Source organism: Mucilaginibacter sp. P2_A4, from assembly GCF_056405015.1.
Map to the genome: position 1 here is coordinate 535,463 of NZ_JBFUCX010000001.1, position 16,684 is coordinate 552,146.

At 40.9% G+C, this 16,684-nt stretch carries 12 protein-coding genes; 10 read left to right on the forward strand and 2 right to left on the reverse strand.

The window, feature by feature from the left end:
• Positions 1-6: 6 nt before the first annotated feature.
• A complete protein-coding gene (locus AC1DYB_RS02095; RefSeq protein ID WP_477432009.1) occupies positions 7-744 on the reverse strand; it encodes a lysophospholipid acyltransferase family protein in 738 nt (245 codons plus the stop codon).
• A 39-nt stretch (positions 745-783) separates the two neighbouring features.
• On the opposite strand from AC1DYB_RS02095, the gene trpS reads away from it, so the two are divergent.
• From trpS to AC1DYB_RS02135, 8 genes are all read left to right on the forward strand, one after another.
• Positions 784-1,779 carry a tryptophan--tRNA ligase gene (gene trpS, locus AC1DYB_RS02100; protein ID WP_477432011.1) on the forward strand — a complete coding sequence of 332 codons (996 nt, stop codon included), beginning with the start codon at positions 784-786 and terminating at the stop codon, positions 1,777-1,779.
• 177 nt (positions 1,780-1,956) lie between these two features.
• Positions 1,957-2,571 (forward strand): deoxynucleoside kinase, encoded by a 615-nt coding sequence (locus AC1DYB_RS02105; RefSeq protein WP_295713061.1) that lies wholly within the window; start codon positions 1,957-1,959, stop codon positions 2,569-2,571.
• 108 nt (positions 2,572-2,679) lie between these two features.
• Positions 2,680-3,414 carry a 3-deoxy-manno-octulosonate cytidylyltransferase gene (gene kdsB, locus AC1DYB_RS02110; protein ID WP_477432013.1) on the forward strand — a complete coding sequence of 245 codons (735 nt, stop codon included), beginning with the start codon at positions 2,680-2,682 and terminating at the stop codon, positions 3,412-3,414.
• Positions 3,415-3,766: 352 nt separating this feature from the next.
• Positions 3,767-4,903 (forward strand): FIST signal transduction protein, encoded by a 1,137-nt coding sequence (locus AC1DYB_RS02115; RefSeq protein WP_477432015.1) that lies wholly within the window; start codon positions 3,767-3,769, stop codon positions 4,901-4,903.
• A gap of 2 nt (positions 4,904-4,905) precedes the next feature.
• Positions 4,906-6,438, forward strand: coding sequence for an ATP-binding protein (locus AC1DYB_RS02120; protein ID WP_477432017.1), 1,533 nt, complete (start codon positions 4,906-4,908; stop codon positions 6,436-6,438).
• A 199-nt stretch (positions 6,439-6,637) separates the two neighbouring features.
• On the forward strand, positions 6,638-8,248 hold the full coding sequence (locus AC1DYB_RS02125) for a CTP synthase (protein WP_295713050.1): 1,611 nt from the start codon (positions 6,638-6,640) through the stop codon (positions 8,246-8,248).
• Between the two features lie 21 nt (positions 8,249-8,269).
• On the forward strand, positions 8,270-10,105 hold the full coding sequence (gene yidC, locus AC1DYB_RS02130) for a membrane protein insertase YidC (RefSeq protein WP_477432020.1): 1,836 nt from the start codon (positions 8,270-8,272) through the stop codon (positions 10,103-10,105).
• Positions 10,106-10,359: 254 nt separating this feature from the next.
• Positions 10,360-12,678, forward strand: a complete 2,319-nt coding sequence (locus AC1DYB_RS02135; RefSeq protein ID WP_477432022.1) for a S9 family peptidase — start codon at positions 10,360-10,362, stop codon at positions 12,676-12,678.
• Positions 12,679-13,124: 446 nt separating this feature from the next.
• On the opposite strand, the gene AC1DYB_RS02140 is transcribed toward AC1DYB_RS02135, so the two are convergent.
• Entirely contained in the window at positions 13,125-14,057 is a 933-nt protein-coding gene (locus AC1DYB_RS02140; RefSeq protein ID WP_477432024.1) for a hypothetical protein, read from the reverse strand.
• 245 nt (positions 14,058-14,302) lie between these two features.
• On the opposite strand from AC1DYB_RS02140, the gene AC1DYB_RS02145 reads away from it, so the two are divergent.
• Both AC1DYB_RS02145 and AC1DYB_RS02150 read left to right on the forward strand, forming a co-directional pair.
• Positions 14,303-15,112: an SDR family oxidoreductase gene (locus AC1DYB_RS02145; RefSeq protein ID WP_477432026.1), complete on the forward strand. Its 810-nt coding sequence runs from the start codon at positions 14,303-14,305 to the stop codon at positions 15,110-15,112.
• A 154-nt stretch (positions 15,113-15,266) separates the two neighbouring features.
• On the forward strand, positions 15,267-16,583 hold the full coding sequence (locus tag AC1DYB_RS02150) for an MFS transporter (protein WP_477432028.1): 1,317 nt from the start codon (positions 15,267-15,269) through the stop codon (positions 16,581-16,583).
• Positions 16,584-16,684: the final 101 nt, after the last annotated feature.

The window sequence follows — 16,684 nt, forward strand, 5'->3', positions numbered from 1 at the left end:
ACATCGCTAACTAATTTGAGGTTCCAGTTTATCCCTCATAATGACATAAACTTTATGGCGCAGGGTATCGGCATCGGCTATGGTTAGGTTTGATGTATCGATGGGTTTATGAATATAAAAATTGCAATTGCCCGGTCTGCTGCCATATTGAATGCCGGTATCCCATAATATTTTCCAGGTGTTTAATGAGCTTACCGGTATTATGGGTATTTTATTTTCGATAGCGAGCCGGAAAGGGCCATTCTTAAAGTGGCCCAGTTGAGGTGGATAAATGTCTGCTATCATTCCTTCCGGAAATATTACCAGTGATATGCCATTCTGTAATTTTTCGGCAGCTTTTTTAAATGCCCTGAAGGATGACATTTTGCTTTCTCTGTTAACCGGGATATCAACGGTGCGGAAGAACAGACCGGTCACCAGGCCTTCTTCCAATTCCTGTTTACCCAAAAAAGAGCAGTCGTTTTTCACCAGGATACACATCGCCGATATATCCAGGTTTGATGTATGATTGGGACAAATAATATAGGTTTTGCTCCAATCAATAGGTTGCTCATATTGGAATTTATAAAATATACCTACCATTGCCGAGCTGATGAAACCCCAGGCCCCGCGCAGTTTATTGAGGGTATGGTAACGCGACGGATTTTTAGAACAATAATAAAAAAAAGGCCAAAATAAAAAGTAGGATAAAGCTACACTAATCACATATAAAAAGCGGTGTACTTTTTTCAATATCATTTTCATCGTCATCAAAAATAGAAAAATTCCTTACTTTCGCCCATTATGGAAACTGTTGTTAGTGGCATCCGTTCAACCGGAAATTTACACTTAGGAAATTATTACGGTGCATTGCAGAACTTTATAAAAATGCAGGATGAATTTAACTGTTATTTTTTTATTGCCGATCTGCATTCGTTAACCACACACCCTACACCTGCCGATTTGCATAGTAATGTAAAACAGGTTTTGGTGGAGTATCTTGCCGCCGGTATCGATCCGGAAAAAGCCACCATCTACGCACAATCAGATGTGCCCGAGGTTGCCGAACTATACCTTTATCTGAATATGAACGCCTATTTGGGCGAGTTGGAGCGCAGCACTTCATTTAAAGATAAAGTACGTGCCAACCCCGAAAACGTGAACGCCGGTTTGCTTACCTACCCGGTGTTAATGGCTGCGGATATCATCATCCATAAAGCTACCAAGGTACCCGTAGGGAAAGATCAGGAACAACACCTGGAAATGGCCCGTACCTTTGGTAACCGTTTTAACAGGCTGTATAATCATGATTATTTTCCCGAGCCTTATGCCTTTAATTATAGCAGTAACCTGGTGAAAATTCCGGGGCTTGATGGTAAAGGTAAAATGGGTAAATCAGAGGGGGAGGGCAATGCCATTTTTCTTGGTGATACCCCGGAGGCCATTAAAAAGAAAGTAATGCGCGCGGTTACTGATGCGGGCCCAACAACAGAAAATCAAACCAAACCCCAGGAAATTCAAAACCTGTTCGACCTGATGAAAGTTGTTTCATCGGCAGATACATTGGCTCATTTTGATAATTTATACAATACAATGAATATCCGTTACGGCGACCTGAAAAAACAACTGGCCGAGGATATGATCATTGCCACAGCACCAATCAGGGATAGGATTAGCGCCATTGCCGGTGATGCCGAATACTTGCGTAAAGTAGCCCAGTTAGGAGCCGATAAGGCTCGCGAAAGCGCTTCTAAAACCATTAGAGAAGTAAGGGAAATCATAGGGTTTAAGAAATTTTAAAAAACGTTTGAACCCGAATTAAAAGAATTAAAGAATTTTCGGAATTTATAACAGGAGCCCTTTCAGGGCTTTTTTTAACATTTAAAAGTTGAAATAATAAAGTTTCGGACCTTTAAAAATTCAAGTAATTCTGTAAATTCGACAAATTACGGTTCAGACAAAACAAATAAAATAAGCATGCACATAGCTATTGTAGGAAATATAGGCGCCGGTAAAACCACCTTAACTGAAATGCTGGCCCATAATTATGGTTGGGAACCACTTTTTGAAGCCGTAGATAATAATCCTTACCTGGAAGATTTTTATAGCGATATGAAACGCTGGAGCTTTAACCTGCAGATCTATTTCCTGAACAGCCGTTACCGCCAGATCATCGATATTCAAAAAAGCGGGCGTAATATTTTGCAGGATCGCACCATTTATGAAGATGCTTATATTTTTGCAGAAAACCTGCATGATATGGGGTTAATGACCACCCGCGATTACGAAAACTACGAATCCATATTTGATAATATAACCGAGTTTATTAAACCGCCCGATTTGCTGGTTTACCTCAAAGCATCAGTGCCCACCCTGGTAAGCAACATTCAGCGCCGTGGCAGGGAGTATGAAAGCGGTATTCGTTTAGATTACTTATCTAAACTGAACGAGAAGTACGAAAAATGGATAAAAAACTATAAGCTGGGTAAACTACTCATCCTTGATAAGGATAACCTTGACTTTGCTAATAATACAGAAGACATGGCTACTATTGTGCAATTGATTGAGCGCGAGATTAATGGTTTGTTTTAACATGGATTCGGGGTACGGGTTGTCTGTTGTGTGTTATGGATAATATAATAAAGTGTAAACTAATTATCTTTGATCCGTCAATTACAACTTAAATAGCTGCCACTAAAAATGAAAATATTAGGTATCATTCCTGCCCGTTATGCATCTTCCCGTTTCCCGGGTAAGCCATTGGTTGATATCGCCGGTAAAAGCATGATTCGGCGGGTATATGAGCAGGTTAAAAAATGTGATGATGTGGCCGAGGCTATCGTTGCAACAGATGATGACCGGATATTTGATCATGTGCAGGCCTTTGGCGGTGTGGCCGTAATGACGGCTGATGATCACCAGAGCGGAACCGACCGTTGCGCCGAAGTAGCCCGCCTGCATCCTGAATATGATGTGATCATTAATATCCAGGGTGATGAACCTTATATTAACCCCGAGCAAATTGCCAAGCTGGCTGCTTGTTTTGCAGATGCCGGTACACAGATAGCCACGCTGATAAAAAAGATTGTTACAAACGAAGAACTTTTTAACTACAACTCGCCCAAAGTAATCATCAATAAATTATCCGAAGCAATATATTTTTCACGGGCCACGTTACCTCATATCCGTGCCTGTGAGCCTCACAACTGGCTAAAATGCCACACTTATTTTAAACATATTGGCATTTACGGCTATCGCGCAGATGTGCTTCAGCAAATCACTAAACTCCCTGTATCTGGCCTGGAGAAAGCCGAAAGCCTGGAACAGCTGCGCTGGATTGAGAACGGATACCGTATTAAAGTGGCCGAAACCGAACTGGAAACACATTCGGTGGATGTGCCTGCTGATTTGGAAAAACTCCCGCTGCATTTATAAAATTAACATCCCCATAAACTTTTGGTCGTTAATTTCTGCTTAATTCTGGCTAAATAAGCCGGGGCTTGAAATAGTTTTTTCATATGCCAGGTTACGTTAATTTACAAAAAGTATAAAATTAAAACCTTATTAAATAAATTATCGTAATAAAGTTAACAGATGATTTTTAATAATTATTGATTTAATAAAAACAGGTAAAGTGCTCTGTTTAAACTATTACAATAAAAACACCTATCAATAATTAAAGAATTTTACACTAACAACAAACGTATAATTTATTTGCTTTGTGGTAAATTAATTGCTTTTTAATTTATTACATTCACCTAGCCTTAAATAATAAACTGTTATAGTTATGCGCATAAGTCAGCTTCATTTTACAAGCAATGGCTGGACCAGCTATTTTGCAGCTCCCGGTTTTAATGCCGAAAAGAGCCAGTTGGTATTTGTTTTTGGTGCTCCCCAGTTAATTATAGTACCAGAAATTCATAATTATCTCAAAATAAATTACCCAATAGCCAACATTGTTTTCTCATCAACCTCAGGCGAGATCATGGGCAGCGAAGTGTATGACGATAGTATAGTTGCAACAGCCATTGAATTTGAAAAATCTGCTGTGGTTGCAACCGCTACACATGTAAGTAAACATGCCAATAGCTATGAAACAGGCAAATACCTTATGTCGCAGCTTGATAAGGAGCATCTGAATTGCGTTTTCATTATATCTGATGGCACTTATATTAACGGCAGTGAACTGGTTGCCGGTTTTAATGATGACAATCCGGGTAAAGTGCCTGTTACCGGTGGGCTTGCCGGCGATGCAGCCAGGTTTGCCAGTACCTATACAGGGTTAAACGAGGTGCCTGCGCAGGGCAATGTTATAGCTGTTGGTTTTTACGGCGATAGTTTGTTGGTTAACCACGGCTCAAATGGTGGCTGGGAAGAATTTGGCCCGCAGCGCACTATTACTAAATCTGATAAAAATGTGTTGTTTGAGATTGATCATAAAAATGCCCTTGATTTATATAAGGAATATTTAGGCGAGTATGCTAAAGAACTTCCCGGTTCGGCATTGTTATTTCCCTTATCATTAAGTATTAATGGTTCGGATAAAAAGCTGGTGCGTACCATTTTGAGTGTTAACGATGATGAAAAATCAATGACTTTTGCCGGTAACTTACCCGAAGGCAGCAAGGTGCGCCTTATGAAAGCCAATTTTACAAAATTAATCAACGCGTCATCGGCCGCGGCAACAGACGCTATTGATAGTTCGACCGAAACCGAACTTGCTATCATGGTAAGCTGCGTGGGGCGCAAACTGGTGCTCAATGAACGTACAGAAGAAGAACTGGCAGTAGCCAAAGATATATTTGGAGATAATACCGTTATTGCCGGCTTTTACTCCTATGGGGAGCTTTCGCCTTTGAACAAAGGTTCAAACTGCGAGCTACATAACCAAACCATGACCATTACTACCTTTACAGAGAAATAGTTATGGATTATCACCAACTGCTAAATAAACAAATCAAAAAACTGCTTCCCGCACAATACCTGGAGGATGCTGCTGTTGTGCAGTTTTTGAATGCCATAAATACAAGTTTTAACAACTTTGATAAATCAATAAAACTGGCCGATCACGCGTTCAATATCAGCGAACGCGAATACCTTTCGGTAACCGATAACCTGAAGGAGCAAAACGAAATTAAACAGCGATCTATTTCGCAATTAAAAGAGGCTATTAAAGCGCTCAACCCGGATGTTGAACTGAAACTTTCCGATTCTGACGATGATCTTATTCATATTATAAGCTTTTTGCAGGAGCGGATAACAAAAGCCAAGGAACTGGAGGTTGCCCTCATAACTTCCAAAGAATTTGCTGAGAAGGCTGCCATGGCCAAAGCGCAATTTTTATCTATCATGAGCCATGAGATACGCACACCGATGAACGCGGTAATTGGCTTTACTCATTTGCTTATACACCAGGACCCGAAACCCGAGCAAAGGGAATTTTTAGGTTTCCTAAAATTTTCGGCAGAAAACCTGCTGGTACTCATTAATGATATCCTGGATTTTAGTAAAATAGAGGCAGGTAAGGTGGAGTTTGAACAAGTTGATTTCAGCATTACCGATCTTACAAAAAATATCAGGCTGGCCTTGCTTCAAAAGGCCAGCGAAAAAAATATCCCGATAAAATTGATGATGGATCAGGACCTGCCCAATGCAATTATTGGCGACCCGGTACGTTTGGGGCAGATATTAACTAACCTGATAAGCAATGCTGTTAAATTTACACACCAGGGAAAGGTAACTGTTACCGCAACTTTGGCTTGCCGCGACGAGGATAACTCAACCATTGATTTTGAAATAACCGATACCGGGATAGGTATTATGCCCGATAAAATTGAGCATATTTTTGAAAGTTTTAGCCAGGCAAGTACTGATACTACCCGTAAATATGGAGGTACCGGGCTGGGGCTTACTATTACAAAACGCCTTTTACAACTGTTGGGCAGCGAAATTACAGTTATCAGCGAATTTGGTAAGGGATCTGTTTTTAAGTTCAGTCTTGTGTTTAAAAATAGTAAAAAACAATTGAGCAGCACTTCGGATAGCGACGAGTTTTACAGTTTAAAGAGCCTTAAAGGCACCAAATTGCTTATTGCCGAAGACAACCAGATAAACGTAATACTGGCTAAACATTTTATGAAACAATGGGACGTTGAATGTGATGTTGCCGAAAATGGCGAAATAGCTTTAATGCTGGTGCAAACCCATGATTACGATATGGTTTTGATGGATCTTCAAATGCCAGAGATGGATGGCTACCAAACTACAACGGCCATACGCGAGCTTCCCGGCGAAAAATACAGAGATTTGCCAATTATAGCGCTCACAGCATCAGCCATGCTTGATATTCAGGATATGGCATTTACTGTTGGGATGAATGATTACGTGAGTAAACCCTTTAACCCAAATGAGCTTCACCGTAAAATTGCAAAGTACAGCCGACAAAAGGAAAACGTGTAGGTTTTTGTCATTTTTGTTTGATGGTTATTTATAAGTATCTCATTTAAAGTGTGTTATAATCCTAAGAATAGATGGGGAGCTTTTTACGGCCCATTTTTTCTCAACATGTAAAGCAAAGCCTGAAAATTTTCTTACTTTTGTATCCCGTACACAAACATTTGGTTTCGGCATAAAACCGCAGCCATTTTTCAAAAAAATCATGACTAAATATATTTTTGTTACGGGTGGCGTTACCTCGTCGTTAGGAAAAGGTATTATCTCCGCTTCATTAGCCAAACTACTTCAATCGCGCGGTTATCGTGTCACTATCCAAAAATTTGATCCCTATATCAATATCGATCCGGGAACACTTAACCCATATGAGCATGGTGAATGCTATGTGACCGAGGATGGTGCCGAAACAGATCTGGACCTTGGTCATTACGAACGTTTTTTAAATACCCCAACATCCAAAGCAAATAACATTACTACCGGTCGCATTTACCAAAATGTGATCAATAAAGAGCGTGAGGGAGCATTTTTAGGTAAAACCGTACAGGTAGTTCCTCACATTACTGACGAAATTAAACGCAACTTCCGCATATTGGGCGAAAGTGGCGAATATGATATTGTGATCACCGAATTAGGTGGTACCGTAGGTGACATTGAATCATTACCTTATATTGAAGCTGTACGTCAGTTTAGGTGGGAAACAGGTTCTGGTAACTCTTTGGTAATTCACCTTACATTGGTTCCTTTCCTTGCAGCTGCAGGTGAATTGAAAACCAAACCAACCCAGCACTCGGTAAAAATGCTGTTAGAATATGGTATTCAGCCAGATATTTTGGTTTGCCGTACAGAGCACCACCTTAATGCCGATATCCGCAAAAAAATTGCCCTGTTCTGTAATGTGAACATTAATGCGGTTATTGAATCAATTGATGCATCAACTATTTATGATGTGCCATTATTGATGCTGAAAGAGCAGCTGGACAAAACAGTGCTTACCAAACTAAAATTATCGCACAAAAACGAACCCAACCTTGATAGCTGGAAAGATTTCCTGGGCCGCTTAAAAAACCCAACTGCCGATGTACGCATTGCGCTGGTAGGTAAATATGTAGAGCTGCCCGATGCTTATAAATCAATTACAGAAGCCTTTATACATGCAGGTGCCAAAATGGAGTGTAAAGTAAGGGTTGAATATATTCCATCAGAAACATTAACACCAGAGAATGCTATTGAAAGGCTAAAAGGCATGCATGGCGTGCTGGTGGCTCCAGGCTTTGGCGAGCGAGGTTTTGAGGGTAAAATTCAGGCTATCCGGTACGTACGCGAAAACAATATTCCTTTCTTCGGTATCTGTTTAGGTATGCAATGTGCCGTTGTTGAATTTGGCCGTAACGTTTTAGGGCTTGATAAGGCAAGCAGTACAGAAATGAACCCTGAAACGGAGTTTCCGGTTATAGGGATGATGGAAGATCAAAAAAACATCACAAACAAAGGTGGCACTATGCGTTTAGGCGCTTATCCATGTGATATTAAAAAGGGAACTAAAGCAGCGGTTATATATGGTAAAAATCATATATCAGAAAGGCATCGCCATCGTTATGAGTTTAATAATGAGTATCTTAAACAGTACGAAACAGCTGGCATGATACCATCAGGTATTAATCCTGAAAATGGCCTGGTTGAAATTGTAGAACTTAAAAACCACCCGTTTTTTGTAGGCTCGCAATTTCATCCCGAATTAAAATCAACAGTTGCAAATCCACACCCACTTTTTATTAACTTTGTCGCCGCTTCACTGGCTTATGCCCGTAAGAAATAAGTAATTGTACGATACAATATAATGGATAAAAATACTTTCACAGGATTATTCCTGATTATGGCTATCATAGCCGGCTCTGTTTATTTTTTAAAGCCGAGTGAAGCCCAATTGAAAAAAGATGCCCTTTTTCAACATCAGGATTCTTTAAAAAAGGGGTTATTGGGTAAAACAAATACCCCCGTAACCGCGAAATTTGATACAGCAAAAGCTGCTGTTAAAACGGTTGCGGATTCTGCCACTTTAAAAAGCCCTTTCGGAGCAGCATCAGTGGGCAGCGAGAAACTAATCACTATTGAAAACCAGGAATTATTAGTTAAGCTAAGCACAAAAGGTGGTAAAGTAGCTTCGGTTGAATTAAAGAACTATAAAACCTTTGATAAAAAGCCTCTTGTACTTTTCAGTGGGGATAAAGATCATTTTGGTTTGAACTTTAATGTTGGGGATAAAAAAATAAATACCGACGAGTACTATTTTAACCCAAGCGCTGCTGATTTAAAAGTTGCCGAAAAAGATTCTGCATCTATTACTCTGCGTTTAAGCTATAGCCCTACACAGTATATTGATTACATATACAGTTTAAAAGGTACCGGCTTTAAATTAGGCCTGACTATTAAACCTACCGGACTTGATGGCGTTATAGCCAATAGCAGCAGCCTTAACCTTAACTGGGCAGCCAGCCTGCACAAACAGGAAAAGGATATGAAGCAGGAGCGCCAGTATTCGACAGTGTATTACTACAATACCGAAAATACTGTTGATTGGCTTAATGAAAATAAAGACGATTCAAAAGATGTAAGTGATAAAAAGATGACCTGGGTTGCTTTTAAGCAACACTTTTTCTCCAATGCATTAATTGCTAAAAATGGTATCAGTAAATCGAGCTTTGGCGTAGTAACTGACGTTGCCGATACTACTGACGTTAAGCAGATGAAAGCCGATTTGACGCTGGTACGTTCATCAGACGGCAGTGTTCCGTTAGTATTTTATTTTGGCCCTAACCGTTATAAAACTTTAGAACAGCAAGGCTCCGATCTTAACAAATTGGTTAACCTGGGTTGGGGTCCATTAAAATACATCAACCAGTTTGCTGTATTGCCTGTATTTAATTTCCTGAAACAGTTTAACTGGAATTACGGATTGATCATTTTAGTTTTAACCATTGTGCTTAAGCTGGTATTATCGCCGCTTACCTACAAATCATACCTTTCAATGGCCAAAATGCGTGTGCTGAAGCCTGAAATGGATGAGATAAAAACTAAAGTGGGTGAAGATAACCCTACGCTTTTACAGCAGGAATACCTCAAGCTTTATAAAAAAGCGGGTGTTAATCCCCTGGGTGGTTGTTTACCATTGCTGATACAAATGCCTATAGTAATCGCATTCTTTAAGTTTTTCCCAAGTTTGTTTGAGCTGCGCGGCGAAAGCTTTTTATGGATGCATGACCTGTCAACTTATGATTCGGTAATTAAATTTGCTCCTATAGCGCTTGTAGGTGGTGTTGATCACATCAGCTTAATGTGTTTGCTGATGACGATATCAACGTTGATTTACACCTACTTCAATAACCAGATTTCTGGAGCAACCGGACAAATGAAATATATCGGGTACATTACACCACTTATATTCCTTTTCACCCTTAACAGCTATCCATCAGGCTTAAATTATTATTACTTTTTGGCCAACATGCTTACCTTTTTACAACAATACCTGATTAAATTTATGGTTGACGATAAAAAGATTCATGCCCAGATACAGGAAAATAAAAAGAAACCAGAGGACACCAAAAAGAAGAAATCAGGTTTCCAGGCTCGTATGGAAGAAATGATGAGGAATCAACAACAGGCTAAGAAGTCGTAATTTTGTGATAAAGGACTTTTAGACAAAGGACTTTCGGACAAAGGATTTTTAAATATTAGACCAAAAATCCCGGGATAATCTCCCGGGATTTTTTGCGTTTAACCCCACGCGTATTTTTATGGCGGGCCTGTTTAGGAAGATCGCTTTATACCTCGTATAGACTAACGCTGTTATTGCGCTCTTGTAACAATCTTTAAACAATCTCAAATGATAAAAAAGCATTACTTTGCGCTTTAAAACATTAGTTGACACTCATGAATAAATATTTACTCACCATTCCGGCGTTCGCTATGGCTGTGGCCGCGCATGCCCAGCAGGGTGGCGCTTTAAGCACTAAGGATTACGAAAATGCCGAAAGCTTTCTGTACTATAATACAGAACAGCTTGTTGACAGGGCCTACGTTCGCCCTAACTGGTTGCCGGGCGATAAGTTCTGGTACAGGGTTTTAACCGCCCAGGGCAGCGAATTTATTTTGGTTGATCCGGTTAAAAAAACGCGTGATGTAGCCTTTGACCATCAAAAACTGGCAGAAGTACTATCTGCCGTTTCTGGTAATAAATACGATGGCAACATGCTGCCTTTTCAAACCATTAGCTTTTCGGCAGATGGTAAAACGCTTTTGTTTTTTGCCGCAGATAAGCACTGGCAGTACGACTTGAAAACAGACGTTTGCACACAGGCGATGAATACAGGTAAAGCAGAAGCTCCAGCTGGCCGCAGAGGAAAGACGGAAGAAGTGTTATCACCCGATGGAAACCGTGCCGCCTTTATCAAGGACTATAATCTTTGGGTGCGCGATGTTAAAACAGGTAACCAAACTCAGCTGACCACCGACGGGATAAAGGATTTTGGATACGCCACAGATAATGCCGGCTGGCAATCATCAGATGCGGCGATACTGCGCTGGTCGCCAGATTCCAGGAAGATAGCCACCTTTAAGCAGGATCAGCGTAAGGTGAGCGATATGTACCTGGTTACCACCAATGTGGCTAAGCCAACTTTAAAGCAATGGAAATATCCTTTGCCGGGTGATGAAATTGCCATGATCACGAGGGTGATTGTAGAGGTGGATAATCCTAAAGTGGTTACACTGCAGGTAGCGCCAGATGCGCACCGGGCTACCCTGAGCGATGATATCAGCAGCAGCGGAACATTTGATGATGTGGACTGGAACGCGGATGCCTCCAAACTTGCATTTGTATCTACCTCACGCGATCACAAGAATGAGAAATTCAGGATCAGTGATGCAGCTACCGGTACAGTTAAAGAGGTTTTTGAAGAAACCGTTAAAACACAATACGAATCGGGCCAGGGTACTATCAACTGGAAATACCTTGCCAAAACAAACGAGATCATCTGGTACTCCGAACGCGATAACTGGGGCCACCTTTACCTGTACGATGCCGTTACCGGAAAGGTTAAAAACCAAATTACCAAAGGCGACTGGGTAGTAACTAAATTGCTAAAGGTAGATGAAAAGAACCGCGTGGTTTACTTTATTGCCGACGGCCGCGAAAAAGAGAACCCATATTTTAGCCAGTTATGCAAGGTTGATTTTGACGGTAAACATTTTGCCGCATTAACTCCCGAGGATGGCAACCATAGCGTAACCTTATCGCCGGGTGGTAGTTATTTTGTTGATAGTTACTCTAAACCCGATGTTGCCCCGGTTACTGTATTACGTGACCTGAATGGTAAACTGATCTCTACTTTGGAAAAAGCAGATATATCAAGGCTTACTGCTACCGGGTGGCACGCGCCTACCCCGGTTACGCTGAAAGCACATGATGGCAAAACCGATGTTTACGGATTGGTGTTTACACCAACAAAAATGGATGCTGGTAAAAAATACCCGGTAATTGATTATATATATCCTGGTCCGCAGGGTGGCAGTGTAGGCAGCTGGTCATTTGTTTCATCAAGAGGTGATAACCAGTCATTGGCCGAATTAGGTTTTATTGTAGTAGAGATTGAAGGCACCAGCAACCCGCTGCGTTCCAAAAGTTTCCATGATATGAGCTACGGTAACATGTCTGAAAATACTTTGCCAGATCAGATAGCCGGCATCAGGCAGTTATCGCAGCAATATCCTATTGATACCAATAAAGTAGGCATTTGGGGGCACTCTGGTGGTGGCTTTGCTACCGCGGCGGCGATGTTCCGTTATCCTGACTTTTTTAAGGTGGGCATTTCTGAATCGGGCAATCATGATAACCGCAACTACGAGGATGATTGGGGCGAACGTTATGACGGTTTGGTAGCCAACTCTGATTATGCTGCTCACGCTAATCAAAACTATGCTAAAAACTTAAAGGGTAAACTAATGCTTGCCCACGGGTTAATGGATAACAACGTACCTCCATACAATACTCTGCTGGTGGTTGAAGCTTTAGAGAAAGCTAATAAGGATTATGACCTGGTAGTTTTCCCTAACAGTCCGCATGGCTATGGCGCGTACTCGCCCTATATGATGCGCCGTCGCTGGGATTATTTTGTAAAGAACCTGTTGGGTGTTGAGCCTCCGCATGATTATGTGCTGAAAACAAAAGCAGATCCAAGGAATAAAATGTAATAAGCATTTTAGTACCCTCAGGGTCTCTCGCAGAGGACCCTGAGGAACCATGCATGTCGAATATGCATTTATGCTCAGCAAACGGCCTCAGGGTCCCTTTTCAAGGAGACCCTGAGGGGACGAAAAAGGATATACAGCTATAAATTAAAACGCCTGATTTCTGTAAAGATCTCAGGCGCTTTTGTTAAACATAGGTGTAGAGTAGGGGTATTATTTATACTTTTAGTACCCTCAGGGTCTCTCGCAGAGGACCCTGAGGAGCCATGCATGTCGAATATGCATTTATGCTCAGCAAACGGCCTCAGGGTCCCTTTTCAAGGAGACCCTGAGGGGACGAAAGCAGATCCAAGGAATAAAATGTAATAAGTTACAGCTATAAATTAAAACGCCTGATTTCTGTTAAGATCTCAGGCGTTTTTGTTAAACATAGGTGTAGTGTAGGGGCATTATTTATACTTCACATTAGGGAAATCCTTTTGCGCTTGTTTAAACTCTTTTTCCCATTCGTCGGGCCATCCAAAGGCGATGGTTGCCTGTGCTTTAAGGTTCACCCCGGCTGCACCGCTCCAAAAGTGGATAAACTCGCCATAGTTAAGGTCGCGGCTATATTCTTTGCCATTTTTGGGGAAGTTGGCAGCCAGGAGTTCAAAGTACCGGTTTAAAACTGCCTTGCCGCCGTGCTGGCTATAAATAGGGTAGAACCAGTTTTTAAACCACTGCGTACGAGGGCGTGGAAAGTTATCCTTAGTTGTTTGCATCTGCTGGTATATAGCCTCTGCCTCATCATTACTACCAAGTGCTTTCAGTACATCATAAATATAAATTTCCATCCATTTACTATCGCCCCAAAGCGGAAAAGATGGAGAGTTTTTGATGCCCTTTGATGCCCCTTCAACAATGTGCCCAACTTCATGTACCGGAATCCTGATGTTGTTGCCGTTAGGTTCCATCCAGGCATTAGGATCGCCCAGGCCAACATCTATCACGTTGCGGTTATCATGGCTATCATCAAAATAAGAAGCCGGGTGGCCACCGCCATATTTACCCGAATGAAAAATGACAAATAATCGCTCATCGCTGCCAAACTTGCCGTATGTTTTTTTGGTATACTTCCATACATCAGCCATTATTTTAAAAGGCCAGGTAATGCTGCGGTTTACATCGTCATCATAATATACGGCTACATTATCATCATAAAATACCCGGGTTAATAGTTGTTTATGCTCAAACCAGTGTTCCCGCCATTTGAGGGGCGGGATGCCGGCCGTATCTGCCATGTTTTGTTGTGGGTGAATTTGTTTCAAAGGCTCAGTTTTGCCGTATGCCAGGGAAATGCCGCCTAAAAACAAACCTACGAGCGCGTACTTGATTTTTGTCATATAATGAAAAGGTGATTTGGTAAAACGATTTATCTATTTTATTCAAATATAACCAAGTAATCAGAAAAATAAACAGGAAAATAACATTGTCTTAAATATATTTATTGATTTTGGTGGGTAGTTTTGTTTCCGTTGTTTTTATTTAACATCCATTATCGGGTAACAGTTATAATTTTATAGTTTTATAAAATTATTCCCTGCATAGAATAATTCAACACTTAAAATATTCAATCACTATTTAAAAAATGAAAAAAGTAATTCTTGTAACAGGGGCATCATCCGGATTAGGTTTGGCCACAGCCACAGCTTTGACAGCCGAAGGGCATACGATTTATGGTACAACACGTGATATTAAACGCATATCCGGCGTATCATTTAATCCGCTGCAAATGGATGTTACCGATGATGCATCTGTAAACGCGGCTATCAATAAAATTATTAAGGCCGAAGGCAAGATAGATGTATTGGTTAATAATGCAGGTAATGGTATCACCGGGCCGCTGTACTCTATGCCTGTTGATGCTGCAAAAAAACAATTTGAGGTTAACTTTTTTGGTGTAGTACGGGTAAGCAGCGCCGTTTTACCGGGCATGATAGAAAAAAAACAAGGATTGGTGATTAACATCGGCTCATTGGCTGGCCTGTTTGGTTTGCCATACCAGGGATTATACAGTGCATCAAAATTTGCTATTGAAGGATACTCTGAAAGTTTGCGCATGGAGTTACAAAATACCGGTGTTAAGGTATCGGTAGTAAACCCTGGCGATTTCAAAACCGATTTTACAGGCAACCGCGAAAAGCTTCCGTTCACCCTGAAAAACGATCAGCTTAAAAAAGAATTTGACGCTGCTGTAGCTGCCATGGAAAAGGACGAAAGCATAGGTGCAAGTCCGGATAAACTGGCCGCACAGATCTGCAAAATAGTAGCCAAATCAAAACCCGCGCATAGTTACCTGGTAGGAGCTATAGGCCAAACCATTGTGCCTACTCTTAAGGCCATTTTACCCGGCCCCATATTCGTGAAACTAATGAACGATCATTACGGGATTAAGTAGTGTTTTAGGTGAGTGGTTGAGTTAATTAAAGATTAGCTGATTTGAAAATTTGACGATGTTAATTCAACGTCGTTTTTTTTAATTCTGTTAATTTTTTAATTCTGAAAATTCTGATTCAGAACAATATCAACCATTCACTCCATCAACCTTAACAATGAAAGAAAAAAACGATAAAAAAACTATCTGGGCCTGGGCTATGTTTGATTGGGCCAACCAGTCATACAATATGGTGATCACATCTACCATATTCCCGGCTTACTATGTGGGTATTACCCAGGATAAAAATCCAGGTGGGATGGTGTCCTTCTTTGGGCATAAATATGTAAACACGGTTTTGTCTAATTATATTCTCGGGCTCTCATACCTCATTATTGTAGTGCTCTTGCCTATATTAACATCTATTGCAGATTATAAAGGCCATAAAAAATTGTACATGCAGCTTTTTACCTGGCTGGGTACACTTGCTTGTTTTGGTTTGTTCTTTTTTAAGATGGAAACCTTTGAGTTTGGTATGATCTGTTTCGGCTTGGCTTCTGTTGGCTATTGTGGTGGCTTTGTGTTTTATAACTCCTATCTGCCCCAGATAGCGACCGTTGATAGGCAGGATGCCGTAAGTGCCAAGGGTTTTATATATGGCTTTGCAGGTAGTATTGTAGTGCAAATACTTTGTTTTGTATTTGTATTGGGGCACAAATGGTTAGGTATAACCGAAGATTTTTCGGCCCGGTTATCATTTCTCATCGTGGCCTTATGGTGGATAGGTTTCTCGCTGATTCCGTTTTACCTGCTGCCAAAAGGAGTACCCAATGCCGGCTCACATGAGTACAATGTATTTACCGGTGGATTTAAAGAGCTGGCTAAGGTTTTTAAACGGGTTAAACAACTTCCTTTATTGAAACGGTTTTTACCTGCATTTTTCTTTTACTCCGTAGGAGTGCAAACCATTATGCTGGTGGCGGCTAATTTTGCTGCCAAAGAGCTTAAAATGCCCGATGAAGATCTGATCACTATTATTTTGATAATACAGGTAGTGGCTATCATCGGCGCCGCTATTACAGCAAAAGCATCCGAGAAATATGGTAACATAAAAACCTTGTCGGTCATAGTGGCTGTTTGGTGTGTAATATGTGCCGGAGTTTACTTTATTGCCAATGCTCACCAATTTTATGTGGCAGCAGTATTTGTAGGGATTGTTATGGGCGCTGTTCAGTCCTTATCCAGGTCAACCTATTCCAAATATATTCCACAAAATATCCCGGATACCGCATCATACTTCAGTTTTTATGATGTTACCGAGAAACTATCCATTGTGGTAGGTTTATTCACCTTTGGTTTTGTGGAGGATATAACTGATGAAATGCGCGATTCTGCATTAGTGCTGGATGGCTTTTTTGTGATCGGCTTTTTGCTGTTATTGTCGCTGCTGGTTTTTGAAAAGAAAGCAAAGGTCGTGGAGGCTGTTGCAGCGTAATTGTTTGGACCGGGATTAAACAGATTTTTTGGATTATTGGATTTTTAAAGGATGCAAATCAAAATCCAACACATCTGATAAATCCGTCTAATCCCGGTTCA

Coding starts and splice junctions, on each gene's coding strand:
- AC1DYB_RS02095 (WP_477432009.1), bottom strand. CDS start 744: ATGAAAATGATATTGAAAAAAGTACACCGCTTTTTATATGTGATTAGT.
- trpS (WP_477432011.1), top strand. CDS start 784: ATGGAAACTGTTGTTAGTGGCATCCGTTCAACCGGAAATTTACACTTA.
- AC1DYB_RS02105 (WP_295713061.1), top strand. CDS start 1,957: ATGCACATAGCTATTGTAGGAAATATAGGCGCCGGTAAAACCACCTTA.
- kdsB (WP_477432013.1), top strand. CDS start 2,680: ATGAAAATATTAGGTATCATTCCTGCCCGTTATGCATCTTCCCGTTTC.
- AC1DYB_RS02115 (WP_477432015.1), top strand. CDS start 3,767: ATGCGCATAAGTCAGCTTCATTTTACAAGCAATGGCTGGACCAGCTAT.
- AC1DYB_RS02120 (WP_477432017.1), top strand. CDS start 4,906: ATGGATTATCACCAACTGCTAAATAAACAAATCAAAAAACTGCTTCCC.
- AC1DYB_RS02125 (WP_295713050.1), top strand. CDS start 6,638: ATGACTAAATATATTTTTGTTACGGGTGGCGTTACCTCGTCGTTAGGA.
- yidC (WP_477432020.1), top strand. CDS start 8,270: ATGGATAAAAATACTTTCACAGGATTATTCCTGATTATGGCTATCATA.
- AC1DYB_RS02135 (WP_477432022.1), top strand. CDS start 10,360: ATGAATAAATATTTACTCACCATTCCGGCGTTCGCTATGGCTGTGGCC.
- AC1DYB_RS02140 (WP_477432024.1), bottom strand. CDS start 14,057: ATGACAAAAATCAAGTACGCGCTCGTAGGTTTGTTTTTAGGCGGCATT.
- AC1DYB_RS02145 (WP_477432026.1), top strand. CDS start 14,303: ATGAAAAAAGTAATTCTTGTAACAGGGGCATCATCCGGATTAGGTTTG.
- AC1DYB_RS02150 (WP_477432028.1), top strand. CDS start 15,267: ATGAAAGAAAAAAACGATAAAAAAACTATCTGGGCCTGGGCTATGTTT.